Annotated in this window: 12 protein-coding genes and 1 other RNA gene; 7 read left to right on the top strand and 6 right to left on the bottom strand. The window is 43.4% G+C overall.

Going from position 1 to position 18,872, the window contains the following annotated elements; genetic code table 11:
- Positions 1-128 precede the first annotated feature (128 nt).
- The 3 genes from megL (at position 129) to ffs (ending at position 2,268) form a co-directional block, all read left to right on the top strand.
- Positions 129-1,322, top strand: coding sequence for a methionine gamma-lyase (gene megL / locus KO537_RS12450; RefSeq protein ID WP_173245606.1), 1,194 nt, complete (start codon positions 129-131; stop codon positions 1,320-1,322).
- A gap of 226 nt (positions 1,323-1,548) precedes the next feature.
- Positions 1,549-1,911 (top strand): ComEA family DNA-binding protein, encoded by a 363-nt coding sequence (locus tag KO537_RS12445; protein WP_113938844.1) that lies wholly within the window; start codon positions 1,549-1,551, stop codon positions 1,909-1,911.
- Between the two features lie 259 nt (positions 1,912-2,170).
- Positions 2,171-2,268: signal recognition particle sRNA small type (gene ffs / locus KO537_RS12440), an RNA gene on the top strand.
- A gap of 218 nt (positions 2,269-2,486) precedes the next feature.
- Here ffs and KO537_RS12435 read toward each other — a convergent pair.
- Genes KO537_RS12435 through dinG form a run of 6 tightly spaced genes read right to left on the bottom strand, consistent with a single transcriptional unit; the run spans position 2,487 to position 7,962 of the window.
- Positions 2,487-2,777 carry a late competence development ComFB family protein gene (locus KO537_RS12435; RefSeq protein WP_028760452.1) on the bottom strand — a complete coding sequence of 97 codons (291 nt, stop codon included), beginning with the start codon at positions 2,775-2,777 and terminating at the stop codon, positions 2,487-2,489.
- A gap of 33 nt (positions 2,778-2,810) precedes the next feature.
- Positions 2,811-3,719 (bottom strand): histone deacetylase, encoded by a 909-nt coding sequence (locus tag KO537_RS12430; protein ID WP_173245603.1) that lies wholly within the window; start codon positions 3,717-3,719, stop codon positions 2,811-2,813.
- Between the two features lie 29 nt (positions 3,720-3,748).
- A complete protein-coding gene (locus KO537_RS12425) occupies positions 3,749-4,438 on the bottom strand; it encodes a DUF2057 domain-containing protein (RefSeq protein ID WP_173245600.1) in 690 nt (229 codons plus the stop codon).
- 9 nt (positions 4,439-4,447) lie between these two features.
- Positions 4,448-5,110 carry a primosomal replication protein gene (locus tag KO537_RS12420; protein ID WP_173245597.1) on the bottom strand — a complete coding sequence of 221 codons (663 nt, stop codon included), beginning with the start codon at positions 5,108-5,110 and terminating at the stop codon, positions 4,448-4,450.
- The gene (locus tag KO537_RS12415; RefSeq protein ID WP_131524310.1) at positions 5,107-5,880 is read right to left on the bottom strand and encodes a TSUP family transporter; all 774 of its coding nucleotides are present in this window, start codon (positions 5,878-5,880) and stop codon (positions 5,107-5,109) included. The genes KO537_RS12420 and KO537_RS12415 overlap by 4 nt, the downstream gene beginning before the upstream one ends.
- A 9-nt stretch (positions 5,881-5,889) precedes the next feature.
- Positions 5,890-7,962, bottom strand: coding sequence for an ATP-dependent DNA helicase DinG (dinG, locus tag KO537_RS12410; RefSeq protein ID WP_173245594.1), 2,073 nt, complete (start codon positions 7,960-7,962; stop codon positions 5,890-5,892).
- A gap of 137 nt (positions 7,963-8,099) precedes the next feature.
- Between dinG and KO537_RS12405 the strand changes: the two genes are divergently transcribed.
- The 4 genes from KO537_RS12405 to KO537_RS12390 all read left to right on the top strand — a co-directional run bounded on the left by KO537_RS12405 (position 8,100) and on the right by KO537_RS12390 (position 18,687).
- On the top strand, positions 8,100-10,547 hold the full coding sequence (locus tag KO537_RS12405) for a DNA polymerase II (protein WP_173245591.1): 2,448 nt from the start codon (positions 8,100-8,102) through the stop codon (positions 10,545-10,547).
- A 222-nt stretch (positions 10,548-10,769) separates the two neighbouring features.
- Positions 10,770-11,981, top strand: a complete 1,212-nt coding sequence (locus KO537_RS12400) for a porin (protein WP_028760445.1) — start codon at positions 10,770-10,772, stop codon at positions 11,979-11,981.
- Between the two features lie 271 nt (positions 11,982-12,252).
- Positions 12,253-14,889, top strand: coding sequence for a TonB-dependent receptor (locus KO537_RS12395; RefSeq protein ID WP_028760444.1), 2,637 nt, complete (start codon positions 12,253-12,255; stop codon positions 14,887-14,889).
- Positions 14,890-15,708: 819 nt separating this feature from the next.
- Complete coding sequence (locus KO537_RS12390; protein WP_173245588.1) at positions 15,709-18,687, top strand: TonB-dependent receptor; 2,979 nt, start codon at positions 15,709-15,711, stop codon at positions 18,685-18,687.
- Positions 18,688-18,872 lie beyond the last annotated feature (185 nt).

The raw sequence follows: 18,872 nt of genomic DNA, 5'->3' as shown, positions 1-18,872 counted from the left end.
CTTATTCGATAGGACTAATGTTTCATTAACTTATCTATTAGATTATCCATAATGTGGGCATTGAGCGCTCCACACCAACAATCAATCAAGAACGGGAACTGCTCAATGCCAATGACAAGGAGCTAGGTATGCAAGATGAGTCAGGCAAGATGTGGAAGGCGGCAACACAGGTTATTCATGGCGGCCATGAGCGAGAGGCCTTTGGTGCCTTAGTGACGCCGCTTTACCAAAGTGCGACTTTTGTGTTTGAGTCTGCACAGCAAGGTGGTGAGCGATTTGCGGGTAATGAGCTGGGGTATATTTACACGCGTTTAGGTAATCCGACAACTGCCGAGCTTGAACGTAAAATGGCGATTTTAGAAGGGGCAGAGGCCGCAGCCGCAACCGCTTCTGGTATGGGCGCAGTATCCGCCGCATTGCTGGCTAATTTGCAGATGGGCGATCACTTAGTGGCGTCGAATGCCGTATACGGTTGTACTTATGCGCTAATGACGACTCAGTTTGCCCGCTTTGGTATTGAAGTGTCCCTAGTGGACTTTTCATCGGAAGCAGAAATAGAAGCGGCGATTAAATCCAATACTAAGGTCATTTTCTGTGAAACCCCTGTCAATCCGCATTTGCAGGTATTTGATTTAGCGTCAATTGCGAATATTGCCAAACGTCATCAGTTGGTCAGTATTGTCGATAATACCTTTATGACGCCATTACTGCAGAGGCCGCTGGATTTTGGTATTGATTTGGTGATCCACAGTGCGACTAAATATCTGAATGGCCATGGCGATGTGATTGCGGGGATAGTGTGTGGCAGTGAAGAACAGCTCCATAAAGTGAAGTATGAAATTTTAAAGGATATTGGCGCTGTGATATCGCCACATGATGCTTGGCTGATCTTACGCGGCCTTAAAACCTTAGATGTGCGTTTGCAGCGCCATTGCGATAGTGCCCAGCGCGTGGCAGAGTTTTTGGCGGAACATCCAAGCATTACACGTGTGTATTATCCCGGGCTTAAATCTCATCAAGGGCATAAATTCATTGGCCAGCAGATGAAACGTGCTGGTGGTGTTATCGCGTTTGAACTGGCGGCAAATTTAGAAGAAGCTATGGCCTTTGTCGGATATCTAAAGTTGTTCTCAATTGCGGTGAGTCTAGGTGACGCTGAATCCCTGATTCAACATCCTGCATCGATGACGCATTCACCTTATACGCCAGAGGCAAGAGCGGCGGCTGGGATTGGTGATAATTTGCTGCGGATCTCTATTGGTTTAGAGGATTGTGACGACATCATCGCCGACTTGAACCAAGCGCTAGCTCGATTAGCTTAATGAATGTTGTTATTTTAAAGACCGTTAGCTATTTGAATGATAAAAGGATGCTTTTTGCATCTTTTTATCATAGTCAAGCACAGGCTCATTGAGCCGAAGACAGAAGTTTAGCGATAGTGAATATTTATGACGCCGATTTGGTATTTCGGGACAGCTTAGACTATTTTTGATTTGAGGCCACGGAAGTAGGACGAAAGGCCGCAAATCATGGAATAGAGGAATTGTTATGAAAACCACAAATCGTATACCTGCTTTTATGAGTGCCATAGCATTAACGGCTTTTTTGGCAAGCCCAACAATCGCAACAGAAACCCCAACCAAGGCCGCCGTGAAAGTACAGGCTAAAACTGAAGCGGGTGAAATGGCATCGGATGTGAAGAAAGCTATGCCAGATGCCGCTCAAGTCAACATTAATACCGCTTCAGCCGAGCAGTTACTCGTACTCAAAGGGATTGGTGCCGCAAAGGCTCAAGCGATTGTCGACTATCGCACTAAAAATGGTAAGTTCAATGCTATAGATGACTTAGCGAATGTCTCTGGTGTTGGGGCTAAGATAATTGAGCAAAATCGCCATTTGATCAAGTTGTAACCACCTTTGGCGATGATTGCGCTGTAGCCTGCTGATTTTTATGATAAGAGATTCAGTAAAACATATATAAAAGTCTGCATTTGCAGGCTTTTATCATTTCAATCACTCCATTTGCTTATAGATTGTGCAGTTAGGTGGGATATTAAGAGATCTTATCGATTAGCGCTTGATCCCATAGGGTCCATGGGGGATAATCCTTCGCGTTCAAGCAATGCTTTGGTCTATGTCATTCAAAGTAATGTTCGAAGTTATGGTGACCCTAGGGTCCCCCCGCAATGATAACTTGTGAACTCGGCCAGGCCCGGAAGGGAGCAACCGCAGCAAGCGACTCGTGTGCCGGGGTGTCGGCTCTAGGGGAACCTCCAATTCAGCAGTCCTTCTGCTTATTTCCGTTGTACTTCTCTATATCTACTCAATTTATGTTATTCAATATTTTAGCTTGCAGACTATTTCCGTTTTCTGCTGTTAATCATTTATAGCGTTAATATTTCTGCACAATGAGATAATCCATTGCCTGCTTCTGTTCTTGCCACTACAACGGCTAAAAATGCTCTCAACAGTAACCTTTAACTAAATCAACGATTGGCTTCAGCTTCTTCCTGTAATCTTTTTTGCAGATTTTGTTTAAGAAAAGCGCGGGACTTTTCGAGTGCGGTTTGGATCTCACGCTTTAATTCCTGTAGCTCGTTATAGTCTTCAAAGAAGTAAGTATCGACGAGGTGGCGTATGTAGCGCACTGGCAGTTGATTTAAGGTCACGCAACATAAGTCGGCGAGATAATCCTCAGGAAGTTCGTCCATAAGTCCTTCATCTGACAATATTTCCATTAAAAGAACTTCGTAGTAATTACGGATTTCGAGTTGCATTGTTATGCTCCATGACGGTTTTCATTGAGTTTGCTACCACAAATGATTTGCCGCAATAAAAAGTTGGCTGTGTCTTTGGCTTAATTGTAGTGCGTCTCTGCTGTAGCCGCCGCCTATCACGGCTGCAATTGGAATATTTTCCGATTTTGCCATTGATAACACAGTTAAATCCCGTCTGAACAGTCCTTCTTGGCTGATATTGAGCAAGCCAAGATCGTCATTTTGATGAATATCGGCCCCAGCATCATAAAGAATCAGATCTGGTTGATGGATTCGGATAAGGAGGGCGAGTGTCTGCTCCACAGTTTCAAGATACGCACTATCGTCCGCTCCTTTAGTTAGTTCAATATCATGGTGGGAATGCTGCTTACGACTCGGGAAATTCTCTTTGCAGTGAATCGAGCAACTGATGATCCCTTGATGTTGGTGGCTGAGGGTTGCACTGCCGTCACCTTGATGCACATCGCAATCAAAAATCAGTACCTTGTGTACTTGCTGGCTCGCGATGGCATTTCTGGCCGCGAGGATAAGGTCGTTGAAAATACAATAGCCGCTGCCAAAATCGTAATGGGCGTGATGGTAGCCCCCCGTGAGATGCAGGGCAATACCCTGATTTATGGCTAATGAAGCTGTGAGTGTGGTGCCAGCCACAGAATGCAAGGTACGCTCAACTAAGGCTTCACTCCATGGGAAACCAATCCGTCTAAGCGCCGCTGTTGGCAAGGTACCCGCGATAAATTGCTCTACATATTCGCGTTGATGCACTTGCATTACATCTTCTGCAGTCATGGCCGTTGGCGTGTGGAATTGTGCAGTCGTGGCAATGTGGTTATCGAGTAAGTACTGCCGTAAATGTGCGTATTTAGTGGTGGGAAATCTGTGATGGGGAGGAAGCGCCAGCTTGGAATAGCTGGCGTGATAAACCAGTGGGATCAGAGTCAATATTGACTAAACCTCGTTATCGCAAGTTGTTATAGCTGTGAAATTGCCCAGCTCATAAATTCTTTACGGGTTTTTTCATCCGCTTGTAGCCACCAGTATTGCAACATTTGTTGTGGGTTGGCTCCTGCTGCTTTAGAGGTGTCTACGGGGGCGGTGAGTGATGTTGCGTTAACGGTCGCCGATGTTGTCACGGGTGCTGGTGCAACAGCTACTACTGCTCCAGCGGCACCGGTTGCTGCTGCGGCAGTACCGGATACGTCAACGGCTTGATTACCACTGAAAAGGCGAGAGACGAAGCTTTCTTCTTCTAAATTGGTATTCACCACTTGGTAATTGACGTTGCCTTTGTCACTACGGGTTAATTTGACTTGTGGGTTTTGCGCGTAAACTTTAGGCTTTTTAACGACTTCACCTTCGGCCGCTTGCAGGTAATATTGATGGTCGCCATCAACATCTAAAGTAACGATGAAAGGTGCTGACTTAACAAAGGTTTGGCTGTCACTAAAATCATCCTCTACCATTTCATGATAACGAATGGCGATTTTGTGAGTGCCGGGGGCCAATTCTAAGCTGCTTTTATGGTTGAATACGCTCGACTCGACTTTTTTACCATCAAGAGCAAGGTACTCAAATGACATAGGAATGTTCAGATCTGCAGCGAAGGCTGAGGCAGATCCGAGTAATACTAGCAGGCTGCTAATTGGCAAAAGTGATTTCATTGTTACTCCTTAACGGTTATTACTCTGATACGGGCGTTCGAATATTTGAATGCGATCTTCTATATAACTAATAGCTTGCCTGCATTTTCCTAGACGACGATGCATCAAAAGGATGTCATTTTGCAATTTTATTTTGTCAGCACTATGACAGTTTTCAAGTTTTGATTCCATTTCTTCAATTTTTTGTTCAAATCTTTTCGCCCAATTCAGATGTTTGTTCAATTCTTCGTAGATCTCATGACTATTTTGCATCACGTTATTGGCGATCCAATCGAAACCACTGGCTTGGTGAGACTGATTCTGGCGTTGTGCAAAACGGGCACGGCTACTGGCACGCTGCTGAGTTTTAGACTTAATGTCGATAGAAGTGGTCAGCAAGGCTCGTTTGACTGCGGTAAATCTATCTTGGATCCGCTCACAGCTCAGGGCAATGGTCTGGGGGGCGAGTTTAAGCTTAATTTGTTTTTCGAGCTGCATAATACTGCTACGAATTTGTTCAATACAGGGGCCGAGTTGGGCGCCGTGTTGGACAAACAGCGAGTGATTAAAACGCTCCGTTTCTTGCAGAAGTTTACGCTGCGGCGGCGCGAGTCGATTATCGTGTTGCAGCACTTCTTGTTCTAAGGCTTTAAGCTGATTCTTCAGCATCACCATTAATTGTTGGGTGTTCACAACCATGCGCTCCATGCCAAATTCGCTGCAATCATTAGCACGATCAAAATAAACAGTGGACGGATAAAGGGCATACCAAATTTAATCGCACAGCGGGCGCCGATAAATGAGCCTAACATCATGCACAATCCCATCCACAGACCTATTTGCCACTGTACCTGTCCAAGCCAGCCAAAGATAGTCAGTGCGGTCAAGTTGCTGGTAAAAGTCATCGCACGGGCAAGGCCACAACTGTGCAGTAAAGGCAGTTTATACAAAGAGCCAGATGTGACGGTCCAAAATGCGCCAATGCCTGGGCCTGCAAAACCATCATAAGTGCCTAAAGCCAGTCCCTGTAGCCATTGTTGCTTGGCTGGCGGCTTGCTGGTTGGTACTTGGCAGTTAACGTCTGACATCGCATTGGGACTGACTAAACTGTAAATGGCGATGCCAATGATCAGCAGCGGCAGGACTTTTTCGAGCCATTGGGTATCGACTAAATAGACTAAAAAACTGCCCAATACCGCGCCGATAAAGGTGGCGATAAAAGCCATGTACCAAAACGAGGGTTTAAAGAGATGTTTGCGATAATAGGTCCAAGCCGCCATAAAAGAGCCAAAGCTTGCGGCTAACTTATTGGTGCCTAATACGGTATGCGGCGCAATGCCTAAGGTTAACAGTGCGGGGATCGACAATAGGCCACCGCCACCCACGACGGCATCAATGAATCCAGCGATAAGACCTATGACTGCCAACAGGGCCCAATGACTGGGCTCGAGTAACAACTCCAAATTTTAATCCTACTCTATAACACGTCTAAAGGGCGGTAAGGCATCCAGTAAGGACTTGCCATAGCGTTTAGTGACTAACCGCCTATCTAAAATGGTCACTCGGCCATAATCTTGCTCTTTACGCAGTAATCTACCACAACTTTGAATAAGCTTACGTGAAGCATCTGGGATCGTCAGTTGTAAGAAGGGATTACCGCCTTTGACTTTGACATATTCTGCATGCGCTTGCTCAACGGGCGAGGTTGGTACGGCAAAGGGCAGTTTAGTGACGATCAAGTTAGTCAGATAATCGCCGGGCAAGTCGAGACCTTCAGAAAAACTGCCGGTGCCAAACAAGATGCTTGGTTCGCCTTTATCGCATTTAGCTTTATGATTTTCTAACAATTGTTGCCGTGGCGCATTGCCTTGGATAAGTAGCTCAGTGGTGAGTTTACCTTCAAGTAATTCAACCACTTTTTCCATCTGCCAGTAGGAGGCGAATAGCACTAAGGTTGCCATTTCGCCTTCAATAAGGGTGATGATTTGTTCGGCAAGTTCAGCTGTATAGGCATCATCCGTCGGCTCAGTGCGCATTTTGGGTAAATAAAGTGTCGCATTATTGGGGTAATCGAAGGGCGATTGTAAGGCTAAATAACGACTGCCATCGTTGAGTGATAACCCCACCTGATGTACGAAATGGTCGAAGTTATTGAGTGCGCGCAGCGTGGCGCTACATAAGACTACGCCTGCGGCCTTTTGCCACAGCATGGATTCCAGCATAAAGCCGACTTCGATAGGTGAAGCGCTAAATAGATAATCCACTTGTTTACCTGTGATAAGTTCAACCCAGCGCGCCATAGGGGCACCTTTATGTTTATCTTCCTTGGCCATCATCCTCCATAGTTTCTGCAGGTTTTCGAGCCTTTGCAGCATAAATCCGGTTTCGGCCAATAGCGCTTCGGATTGATGTTTAGGAATGTCGCCATCTTTAATCGCCTCTGCCAGCAGTGACAGCATTTTATTAAACTGCTTGAGGGCAAGATTAGAGGTCACTGCAAGGTTTTCGGCGAGAATGAGTAATGACTCTGGTAGTTTGCCGTGCTCAAAACGCAGACGGTTTTCAGGATTGGCAAAGTGTTTGGTCTGGGTATCGCAATAGTGGGCCACTTGATTGAGCTGGGCGATAAGATCGCCTAAGTGATCCTGCATCGCCTGCGCAGGAGCAATAATGTTGTTGCTCTTTATTTGGTTTTGCAACTTAGCGCAGGTTTTGCCAATTTTTTCGAGCCAGTCGCATGCGCCCCTCAGCGTGGCCTGAGCACTGGAGAAATCCCGCGCCACAATGGGTAAGTGATGTGCCTCATCGATAACATAAAACACGTCTTCTGGATCGGGCAAAATCACGCCGCCACCTAGCTCTAAATCGGCGAATAACAAGCTGTGGTTGGCGATGAGTACATCCCAGGTATCGACATCTTCACGGGCTTTATGAAACGGACAATTTCTGTGGCTGGCGACTTGACGATGACAGCTGTGTTTGTCGCAGGCGATTTGTTGCCACAGGTGATCGGGCAGCGGCACGGCTAAGGTGTCGATTTCGCCGTTCCAGCGACCTTCGTTATAGTCTTTTAACAGGCCATGCATCATAGCCACTTGGCTATTGTCAGGTTTAGTTTGCCACATGGCCATTTGTGTACTGTTGTCGTCACCGATGAGCATCGCCAGTTTCGATAGACACACATAACGTTGTCGACCTTTGACTAGGCCAAAGCGGAAATTTAAGCCGGATTGCTCAAGGAAGAAGGGCAAGTCTTTATGCAGTAATTGTTCTTGCAGGGCGACGGTCGCGGTGGCGATACAGACTTTTTTCTTGCTCGCTAGTGCCAGTGGGATGGTACCGAGAATATAAGACAATGATTTACCGATCCCAGTCCCTGCTTCGACCACTATGATGCGTCTATCTTTGTCATAGTCGCCGGCGAGGGTCTTAGAGATTTCCGCCACCATATAGTTTTGTTCGCGGCGCGGCCTAAAATTAGGCAAGGCGGTAGCGATATCCTTATAGATGGCGCGGATCTGGGTTTTTACATTGTCAGGTAACATGCGTCACTACTTTATCGAATTAATGCTGTACATAATAACAGTGATTGCATAGCCTAAGAAACTTTTCTGCCATTTGGCGGCATTTAAATTGAGGAACCATCTAAATTGACTAGCTATGCGATTTGGGAACTCATGCGATGAAGTCAGAGGCTACCGCGGCCGTTAGTGTACAAGGTCGAGTCTTAACACGCCATGCGATTCATCGTCATGGGAGTTTAGTGTTGCAGTATTATCTGGCTACCGCCCAAGGCCCTGTGCTGGTGGAAGTGCAAGGCACTGAACACATTTGTTTTTGTCATCAAACTGATGTCACGGCTTTGCAGTTGCAAACGCCGGGTCAAGCATTGCGGTTTGTACCGTTAGCGCTCAAAAGCTTTAAAGGCGGCGCGGTTAGTGGTGTTTATGCTAAATCTAGCAATAGTTTACGTACCTTACAGCGCATCGCTAAAGATGCCGATATCCCTTTATTTGAAGCCGACATTCGCCCCGAACAGCGTTATTTAATCGAGCGGTTTGTGGCGCTGGATGTGGCATTTTTAGGGCATTTCTCTGCGACGAGTAACATACACGCGCCGACTAGCGACAGTCTTGAGGCTAACTCGCTGCCCGTGTTTATCGCCGAGCGGGCTAAGAGTATTGCCCCTTTAACGGCTGTACATTTCCGCTGTATTTCACTGGATTTTGAATGCAGCTTTGAAGGTTTACTCTATTCAGTTGCACTATATGGTCAATACAGTGGCCGAGACGAAGAGCAAGACAGTCTCAAGCAGACTTATGAAAAAGTGATTATGGTGGGTGAGGCTGAATCAAACTCTCCCGAATATATTGAATGGGTGGCCGATGAGGCTGCACTCATTCATCGATTAATCGCGTGGTTCCATGAGTTTGATCCTGACTTTGTCATAGGTTGGTCAGTGGTGAGTTTTGACCTCGCACTCTTGTCACGCCGGGCATTATTACACCGTATTCCGCTCACCATTGGCCGCGGAGGGGCAAAGCTTGAGTGGAAAGTCGATAATAAATTTCGGCCAGAAACCTTAGTTTTACCGGGCCGTGTGGTACTCGATGGTATCGATTGGCTTAAGGCGGCTTTCTATCATTTTGAGCGGTTTTCGTTGGAATTTGTTTCGCGGAAATTATTAGGTGAAGGCAAGGCCATTCATAACGTGGATAATCGCGTTGAAGAAATTGATCAGTTGTTTAAGGCCAATAAACAAGCCTTAGCCCATTACAATCTTACTGACAGCCGTCTGGTGTGGGATATTTTTAGTCATACTCAATTATGGGAGTTCGCCCTCGCGCGAGCTGAACTAACAGGTTTAGAGTTGGGGCGGGTTGGGGCTTCGGTGGCGGCATTTAATCATTTGTATTTACCGCATTTACATCGAGCCGGTTATGTCGCACCCGATGCTCCTGCGAGTGATGGGATCGAAAGCCCCGGTGGCTATGTGATGGATTCTGTACCGGGACTTTATAAGCATATTTTAGTGTTCGATTTTAAAAGTCTATATCCCTCCATTATTCGTACCTTTTTGATCGACCCTAAGGGATTAATTGAAGGCTTGCAATTGCCCGAGTCTGACTGTGTTGTGGGGTTTCTCGGTGGCCGTTTCAGTCGGCAACAGCCCATTTTACCTAAGCTTATCCAAACATTATCTGAGCAGCGCGAAAAGGCCAAACGTGAGCACAATGCGCCTTTATCCCAAGCGATAAAAATTATCATGAACTCGTTGTATGGGGTTTTAGGTTCTCAAGGTTGTGTTTTCCACGATGCAAAGTTAGCAAGTTCGATCACTATGCGCGGCCATCAAATCATGAAACAAACCCGCGCATGGATAGAAGAGATGGGCTATCAAGTGATTTACGGCGATACGGATTCGACCTTTGTCTGGCTTGGCAGCGAGCCAGATCTCTCAGACATTAACGCCTTAGGTAACACTCTGGCGCGGGAAATTAATGCTAAGTGGCAGGCTAAGATCGGTGAAGATCATCAAGTTGAGAGTTTTCTCGAGTTACAGTTTGAACGCCACTATGAGCAGTTTTTTATGCCGACCTTAAGAAGGTCGTTAGAAGGCAGTAAAAAACGTTATGTTGGCGCGTGGCGTAATGCGAGCGATGAACTTGAGCTTACTTTTAAAGGTATGGAGCAAGTGCGCAGTGATTGGAGCCCTTTAGCGCGCAAAGTTCAAGAGTCACTCTATGAACGGATGTTTAACCAAAGGGATATCAGTGTTTATTTGGCCAGTGTGTTTGAAAAGCTGCTTGATGGTGAGTTGGATGATGATTTGGTATTTCGCAAACGTATGCGACGCAATATTGAAGATTACACGGCTAAATCTTCTCCCCATGTTAAAGTCGCTCAACAATTATGCGACTTAACAGGAGATGCCTCTTTTGGCAAGCGTGGGGCGCAGATTGATTATCTGATTACTGTAAATGGACCGGAATCCTTACTGTACAGAACGTCACCAATTGATTACCAATACTACATTGATAAGCAAATTGGCCCTATTGCCGAGCCTGTTTTTTCGATAATGAAACTAAACTACATGGATATTGCGTCAAAGCAGTTGCTGTTAATATAGTGTTTTTAATGTTCTTTATGTGTTGCGCAGGGTGGCGAATGTAGCGTTTTAACCTGTTTTGTAGAGGTTAACTGGTTTGTTTTTGTGATGTTAATCGACATATTCTTTAGGTTTAGCTTTGAGGGAATATTGAAAGTTTGCTACCCTTTAAGAGGAAATTGTAAGGAAATATAACAACGGAATGACGTTGACAGAACATAAACAAAAAAGGTTAAGCACCAAATGAACAAGACGTTAGTAGCAACTGCGCTTGCAGCAATTTTTTTAGTTCCATCAGTCTCAGCTATCGAGATCTATAAAGATAATAAAAATGCCGTAGAAATCGGTGGTTTTATTGATGCACGCGTGATCAACACTCAAGGGGAAACAGAGGTTGTTAACGGCGCATCTCGCATTAATTTTGGTTTTAATCGTGAGTTGACTGACGGTTGGAAAGCATTTGCTAAATTGGAATGGGGTGTGAACCCTGTTGGTAGTAGCGACATCGTCTATAACAATCGCTTCGAATCTGTTCAAGAAGAGTTCTTTTATAACCGTTTAGGTTACGCTGGTCTGTCCCATGACACTTATGGAACACTGACTATTGGTAAGCAGTGGGGCGCTTGGTACGATGTCGTTTACAACACTAACTACGGTTTTGTGTGGGACGGTAACACTGCAGGTGTTTACACTTATAATAAAGATGATGGCGCGGTAAACGGTGTTGGTCGTGGTGATAAAACAGTTCAATATCGCAATGCATTTGGCGATGTAAGCTTTGCAGTTCAAGCACAATTGAAAAACAGCAGCTTCTATACCTGTGATACAACGGATGATATTTCACAAGCTCAGTGTCAAGCGAACTGGGAAAGCGGTGATAAAGCGGCTCAACAAGTAGAATACAATTATACTTATGGTGGCGCGCTGACTTATAAAGCCACTGATATGCTGACCTTAACTGCGGGTGTTAACCGCGGTGAGTTTGATGTGAGTTTTGGTAACGGCGAACAAACCACAGCGGTTGATCTTATCTACGGTGCAGGTATCACTTGGGGTAACTTCGATAGCAATGGCTTATACGCTGCTGCAAACGTTAACAGACAAGAAAATCATGACACAGACAATATTGGTCGTTTGATTAAAGACGCCTATGGTATTGAAAGTTTAGTTTCATACAAGTTTGACAATGGGTTACGTCCATTCATTTCTTACAACGTGCTTGATGCCGGTAAAGACTACGTCATTCAACCTAACTTTAATGCCGATCCTAACGATGAGTTCAAACGTCAGTTTGTCGTGGTTGGTTTGCATTTTGTATGGGACCCAAACACAGTGCTTTACGTAGAAGCACGTAAAGATTACAGCGATTTTACCAGTGCAGATAAAGAACAAGAAGCTAGAATGGCGCTTTCAGAATCTGACGGTGTTGCCATTGGTATCCGTTACACACTTTAAGTTTCCAGTTTCTATATAGTAGAAACCACTGTTTTAACAAAAAGCCAGTCAGTAATGACTGGCTTTTTTTGTTTTTAACGGTAAGTTAATTTGTAATAAAAAGACATTGTGTATTATTTGTTTGTATTTGGTTATCTTTTTGTTGATTAAATGTCTCTCATATGATTTTATGCTCCCGCAGCACTTCGGAATGTTTAAGGTGCCCTTGTTTAAAACTGCTTATTAAATAAGCAAATTATAATAAAAACATGATTTTCCCGGGAGATTGACAATGCATAAAAAAAACTTGATAGCAAAATCTGTGCGCTTTGCACTGATTAGCGGTGTGACTGCTACGGTATTAAATGTACCTTTTACATTTGCAGATGATAAAGATGGAGCAAAAGTTGAGCGTATAGCTGTAACTGGTTCGCGAATTAAACGCGCAGATATGGAAACGGCTAGCCCTGTTAGCGTGATTGATGCTTCAGCCATTATTTCCTCTGGTGCAATATCGATTGATGATGTTTTGCAGAAAATGACTTCGGCTGGCGGTGCAATGACTAACGCTGGCATAAATAATGGTTCTGGTGGTAATTCTCGCATAAACCTCAGAGGATTAGGCACTAACCGTACTCTAGTTTTGGTTAATGGTCGTCGAATGATTGCTTCTGGTACAGGAGCTGCTTCTACTGTTGACCTTAATACGATTCCAGTTTCTATGATCCAAAGAGTTGAAGTACTTAAAGATGGTGCTTCTGCGGTTTATGGTACAGATGCTATTGCTGGTGTGGTTAACGTAATTTTGAAAAGAGACTTTGAAGGTTTTGAAGTCAACGCCCAAACCGGCATTTCTGGAGAAGGTGATGCTGACGAGTCTACGATTGATATGACTTTGGGTAACACCTTTGATAAAGGCAATGTCGTTATAGGCGCACAGTATACAAAGCGTGGCGAGGCAAGCCAAGCTGATCGTGATTTTTCTGATTGCCCTGTAACAGAAACTAAGCCTGATGCAAGTGGTAAAATTAGCTTGTTTTGCGGTGGTAGTGGTTATTCTCAAGGTGGTCATATTTGGGGCGATACTGCAGATCTAAGTGGTAGAGGTGGTACTTACCATGATTATGTTACTGCAAATGATGCATATAACTATGCGAAAGATAGTTATCTATCGACGCCAATGGAACGCTTGAATCTCACGGCTGCTGGAACCTATGAGCTGACAGATACAACTCGTTTCTTTACTGAGGCTATGTATTCAAAGCGTTGGTCAAATCAACAAATGGCTCCTCAACCAATTTGGAACAGCGATGCATGGGTTTATAATCCTATTTCAGCTGGTGGTTGGATGACCGATGACCTGCTGCCATGGGTTAAGCCTGGAGAGGAACTCTCTTATGGTCGTCGCATGGTTGAGTCCGGTACCCGTGACTTTAGTCAAGTTGTAGACACTATTCGTATTGTTTTAGGCGTAGAAGGTGAATTTGATAATGGCTGGAGTTGGGATGCCTCTTATAATAAAGGTCGCAACGACTCTGTCGATACTCTGGCAAATCTACATAATTTAGGTTCAATTAATGCAGCAGTTTTAAAGGGGGAGTTTGATCCTTTTTTACAGTCTTCATGGGAAGGTGAGAGCATCACTCCATTCATTTATACCGAAGTAAATAGTGGTGGAAGTGAGTTAGATATTATTGCTGCAACCTTATCGGGTGATATTGTTGAGTTACCAGCGGGTATGATGGGCTTTGCTGCTGGATACGAGAATCGTAAAGAAGCTGCAAAGTTTACACCAGATTCATTAACAGCACAGGGGTTAGCTAATGATCCTAGGGTAGAACCTACCGGTGGTGATTTTAGCGTTAATGAAATTTATGCTGAATTGGCTATCCCATTGTTAAGTGGGTTACCACTAGTGGAACAACTCGATCTAAGTGCTGCAATGCGTTATTTTGATTACAGCACGTTTGGTGATGACACTACATGGAAACTAGGCTTAACTTGGCGAGTATATGATGACCTTATGTTCCGTGGGGGGTTGTCTACTGCATTCCGTGCTCCAACTGTTGATGAGTTATATGGTGGTAAGTCACCATCCTTCGAACAAATTGTTCATCCTGCAACAGAACAAGACCAAGCTGAAGTCACTGTTGGCGGTAATGGGTTATTAACCCCAGAAGAAGCCGACATTACGACGATAGGTTTAGTTTATTCACCAAGCTTCGTAGATGGTCTGTCTATGACTGTTGATTACTACGATATTGAATTAACAAACACTATAACTTCTGTTGACAACAATTATATTGCTAACCAATGTTTAGATGCTGCAGGTAATAAGATCAATACTGATACTGTATTGTGTCAATCTTCTAATATTCAGATTGATAACAGTGGTCGTATTAAGTTTGACAATGGTCTACAAAATATCGGTGCGACGAACACTGCGGGTTATGACATTAATGTTGCTTATGCATTTTCAGCTCTGGGATTGGATTGGAAAGCAGGTTGGGATACATCAATTCTGACCGAATATGAAGAATTCGATCCTGATGGTGTTGCTGTGGATTATCGTGGTTACATTACCGGCGGTACGGGAGCATATGCTAAATTCAAGAGTAATATGAACATCACTGCTAGTGCAGATGACTGGAGCTTTACTTATGAAGCTCGTTATATTGATGGGATGGACTCATTTGCTTGTAAAGGCAAAGAATCTAGTTGTTATGCGCCAACGGTAGGGAGTGTTATATACCATGATCTATCAGGATCTTATGATTTAACTCAAAATATTCGCCTATCAGGTGGTATCAATAACCTGTTCGATAAAGAGCCTCCCTATTACACAGGTAATAATGACTCAAACACAGATCCATATACTTATGAAATGTTAGGTCGTTATTTCTTTGTTCGTGCGAGTATGAAGTTCTAAATCCTCGTTAGCGGGAGTCATTATTCTGTTCCAGCTTTAATAATAAAAACCCTGAGGCAACTTGGGGTTTTTTATCATCAGAATGAAAAAATGGAAAACTAACTGGTAATAGCGTAATGGTCATTTAGATTAAGTCATTTATTTCAATGATTTGGTCACCTTAAATAACGAGTTCTTCTCAAATGGAAGGTAATTAAATTTTTTATTGTTATCTGTTCGACACATTTTCAGAACTCGTCAGTTCTGCCCGTGCACGTTAAATATTACAGACGTCTTTGGTCATTGTTCTTATTGGCAATCAAGGACAAGTCAAATCCAGTCAAATATCGGTATTAAAATCACTTTGGTTAAAAGTGCATGTTTAAGCAGAATTGAGGTTGTTTGTTGAAAATTATTCCCATGTTGTAATGATCTCCCCATTTTTTGCTGAACAAAATTTAGCCATAAAATGTCAGGTTTTTTGAGCACTTATACTTAAAAGTGGTTTTAAGTGTTAATTTTTTGCAAGTATTTGTGTTTGAGTTGTTTTTCAATTTGATAATGGGTAACTCTCCATCACTATAAAATAAATGCTTAAATTTCAATCCATTATGATTTTTATTCAATTTGACACTAGACAAAGCTTATGGCTAATCATCAGCTTTAAACTATTCACAAACGCCGATTGCTGTGTTATTTCCGTTTCAATTGTTGATTAAGTGTTTTAAATGTGATTTTATTGGTCTGATTTAGATTGTTGTGTTGCGTTTTCGTGTGGCCCGTCGTGTGATGACGATGGGAATATTATAATAAAGACATACTTATATAGGGAGATTGACAATGTATAAGAACAGCTTTTTAAGCCATTCAATAAAGTACGCATTAGTTGGTAGTGCAGCTGTTGCTGCTCTAAGCACATTTTCTGTTGCTGCAGCAGAAGGTGATGCAGTTGTTGCGGAAAAAACAATTGAGAAAATTGAAGTAACAGGATCTCGCATTCGTTCAACAGACTTGCAAGGTTTCTCACCTGTGCAGGTTATTGGCGCAGATGAGATTGACACTTCGAGTGTTGCTAACGTTCAAGAATTGCTGCTTAAAAATCCAGCATTTGGTGCCCCCGCGCTTAGCCGTACTAACTCTAACTTTTTAACCTCAGGTTCTGGTGTTTCCACTGTTGATTTACGTAATCTTGGGAGTGAGCGAACTTTAGTTCTAGTTAATGGACGTCGTTTTGTTTCAGGTGTACCAGGTGATACTGCTGTTGACTTAAATACAATTCCAACTCAATTTATTGAGCGTGTTGAGATTATGACGGGCGGCGCTTCAGCCGTTTATGGTTCAGACGCTGTGGCTGGCGTAGTTAACATCATCTATAAAAAAGAATTTGAAGGTATTGAATTTGATGTTCAAAAAGGTCAAAGCGCCGAAGGTGATAGCGAAGATGATCAAATTCAATTTACTATGGGTACATCATCTGCTAACGGTAAAGGTAACATCATGGTGCATGGTGCTTACACTAACCAAGGTGCCGTCTACTCACGCGATCGTGATCGCTCGGCAATCGATCAAATATCTTTAGGTGCTGCAGTAACGGGTCTGCCTGAAGATATGTTTACGCCGATGCAACCATTTTACTCAAGTTTTGCACCACAAGGCCGTTTTGTTGCAGGTGGTAAGCCATATACTTATGATAAGAACGGTAACTTTATCTCTGGTTTCTCAACCAATGGAACAGATACCCGTGAAGCTGATGGCTATAACCGCAACGCTATCCGTACAATTGCGGTACCGACGGAGCGCTACCTTTTTGCAGCGACAGGTAAGTATGAGTTTGCAGATGGATGGAACGCTACACTTGAAGGAACCTATGCATCAACTCAAACACAGAGCCAGTTAGAACCCTTTGCACTGTCTTCGGTTGATGTTTTTAAAGGCTCTGGTGGACAGCTTCCTGTTGAGTTTGAACAATTTATTGAAAGTGCGACTAATCCCGGTGAATATGAACGTACTTTAGTACGTAACTCTGTGATACCTGATGAGCTTTATAACTTAGCTACAGATACAAATGGTGATGGTTTAAAGGATATCTCTTTTACTCGCCGTATGTCTGATATAGCTAACCGTGGTAGCAGAGCTGACCGTGATACTTTCCGTATTATGACAGGTATTGATGGCGAATTAACTGACGGATGGTTTTTAGATACTTATTTCTCATACGGTCAAAGTAAAGAAGGACAAACTGGTACAGGCCAAGTTAACGTTCTGAATTTTAAATCAGCGCTAGAAGCTGTTACTGATGAGTTTGGTAATAAAGTATGCCGTGATGCTACAGCTCGCGCTCAAGGTTGTGTGCCGATTAATATATTTGGTGCTGGTACTGTGTCACCAGAAGCGGCTAATTATGTGAATGCACCTAGCTCATTAAACACACTTGCAACACAAACTGTTGCAGGTATGAGTGTTTCTGGTGATGTCTTTGAATTACCAGCTGGTTTCGTCGGTGTTGCGGTGGGTGCCGAGTATCGTGAGGAATATGCTCGTAGTGAATTTGATGCGTTACAACAAGCTGGCTTAAATGCGGGTAATGCTATACCAAGCACTGAGGGCGAGTTTGATGTGATGGAATATTTCACTGAGGTGAATGTGCCATTGATTGCTGATGCATTTATGGCTAAGCAGTTAAATTTACGTGGTGCAGTACGTTTCTCAGATTATTCTACCGTTGGTAATACTGAAAGCTGGAACGTTGCTCTTGACTGGGCACCTATTGATGAACTTCGTTTTAGGGCTATTCGTGCTTTATCAACGAGGGCTCCAAATATTGGTGAGTTGTATTCACCACCAAGCCAAACTTTTCCAACTGGCTTGACAGATCCATGTCAGGGTGTTACTGCAACGACAACAGGTGCGCAAGCTGAAGCATGTCGCACTGATGCTGGTGTGATGGCGAATATCGCAGCAAATGGAGCATTTACTTTAAATCAGTCAGATATTCAAGGTGTGAGTGGTTATAATCGTGGTAATCCAGATTTAGACGCTGAAAAAGGTAAGTCATGGACCTTTGGTGTAACCTATTCACCAGATGGTATTGCAGTGTTAGAGGACTTTGATTTTAATATCGATTATTTCGACATTGAAATCGAAGACGCTATAGTTAGTACTGGCCGCCAGTATATTTTGGACCAATGTTACGGAGGTAATGCTGCATTATGTAGTTTTATTACCCGTCGACAAGCACCTGAAGGCCCAAACAGTGCTGGTTCTTTAGAGTATATTGACTCTGCTGTAACCAACAGTGGTGGTTACGTTACATCTGGTATTGACTATGTCATAACTTACGCAAAAGATTTAGAAGATTATGGTTTAGTCGGCCAAACAAATGCGCGTTTAGCATATACCCATGTGATTAAAGGTTATGAAATACCGTTGCCAGGTGCTGAGCCTGATAACTTTAATGGGGAAATTGATGCCCCTCAAGATAAGTTCTACTTATCATTGGGCTATGAAATTGGTGATTTCAACATCGCTTGGAATACAACTTATATCGGTGAGTCATTCTTAGATGATGGTTTCTTATCTGGCTATGACTTAGCTCCTGAGTCTGTTGGTGTTGGTTCTGTTACTTACCATGACTTAAATGTAGCATATCGCCCATTTGATATGGCCGAGTTTTATGTTGGTATTAATAACTTATTCGACCAAGATCCCCCACCAATTATCAGTGGATTGCCAGGTAGTAGCACTGGTGTAGAAACTGCAGCGAGTACTTATGATCCAATTGGTCGTCGTTACTATGCGGGTGTAAGATTTAAGTTTTAAGTTTTAAGTTTTAAGTTTTAAGTTTTAAGTTTTAAGTTTTAGTTGGTATAAAGCCCTCTGGATTTTTAGAGGGCTTTTTTCATATTTACGGTATCTAATTTGGTTTTGTCTGCTAGCGGGTTAGTTAACATCAGTTATAAATGAGTATTGTCTTTTCTAGTTGATTGATTTTTATGCTCATCTTT

This window comes from Shewanella sp. NKUCC01_JLK (assembly GCF_019345615.1).
Lineage (GTDB): Bacteria > Pseudomonadota > Gammaproteobacteria > Enterobacterales > Shewanellaceae > Shewanella > Shewanella oncorhynchi.
Note: the sequence above shows the minus strand (reverse complement) of the source record. Positions and strands in the feature narration are given on the sequence as shown.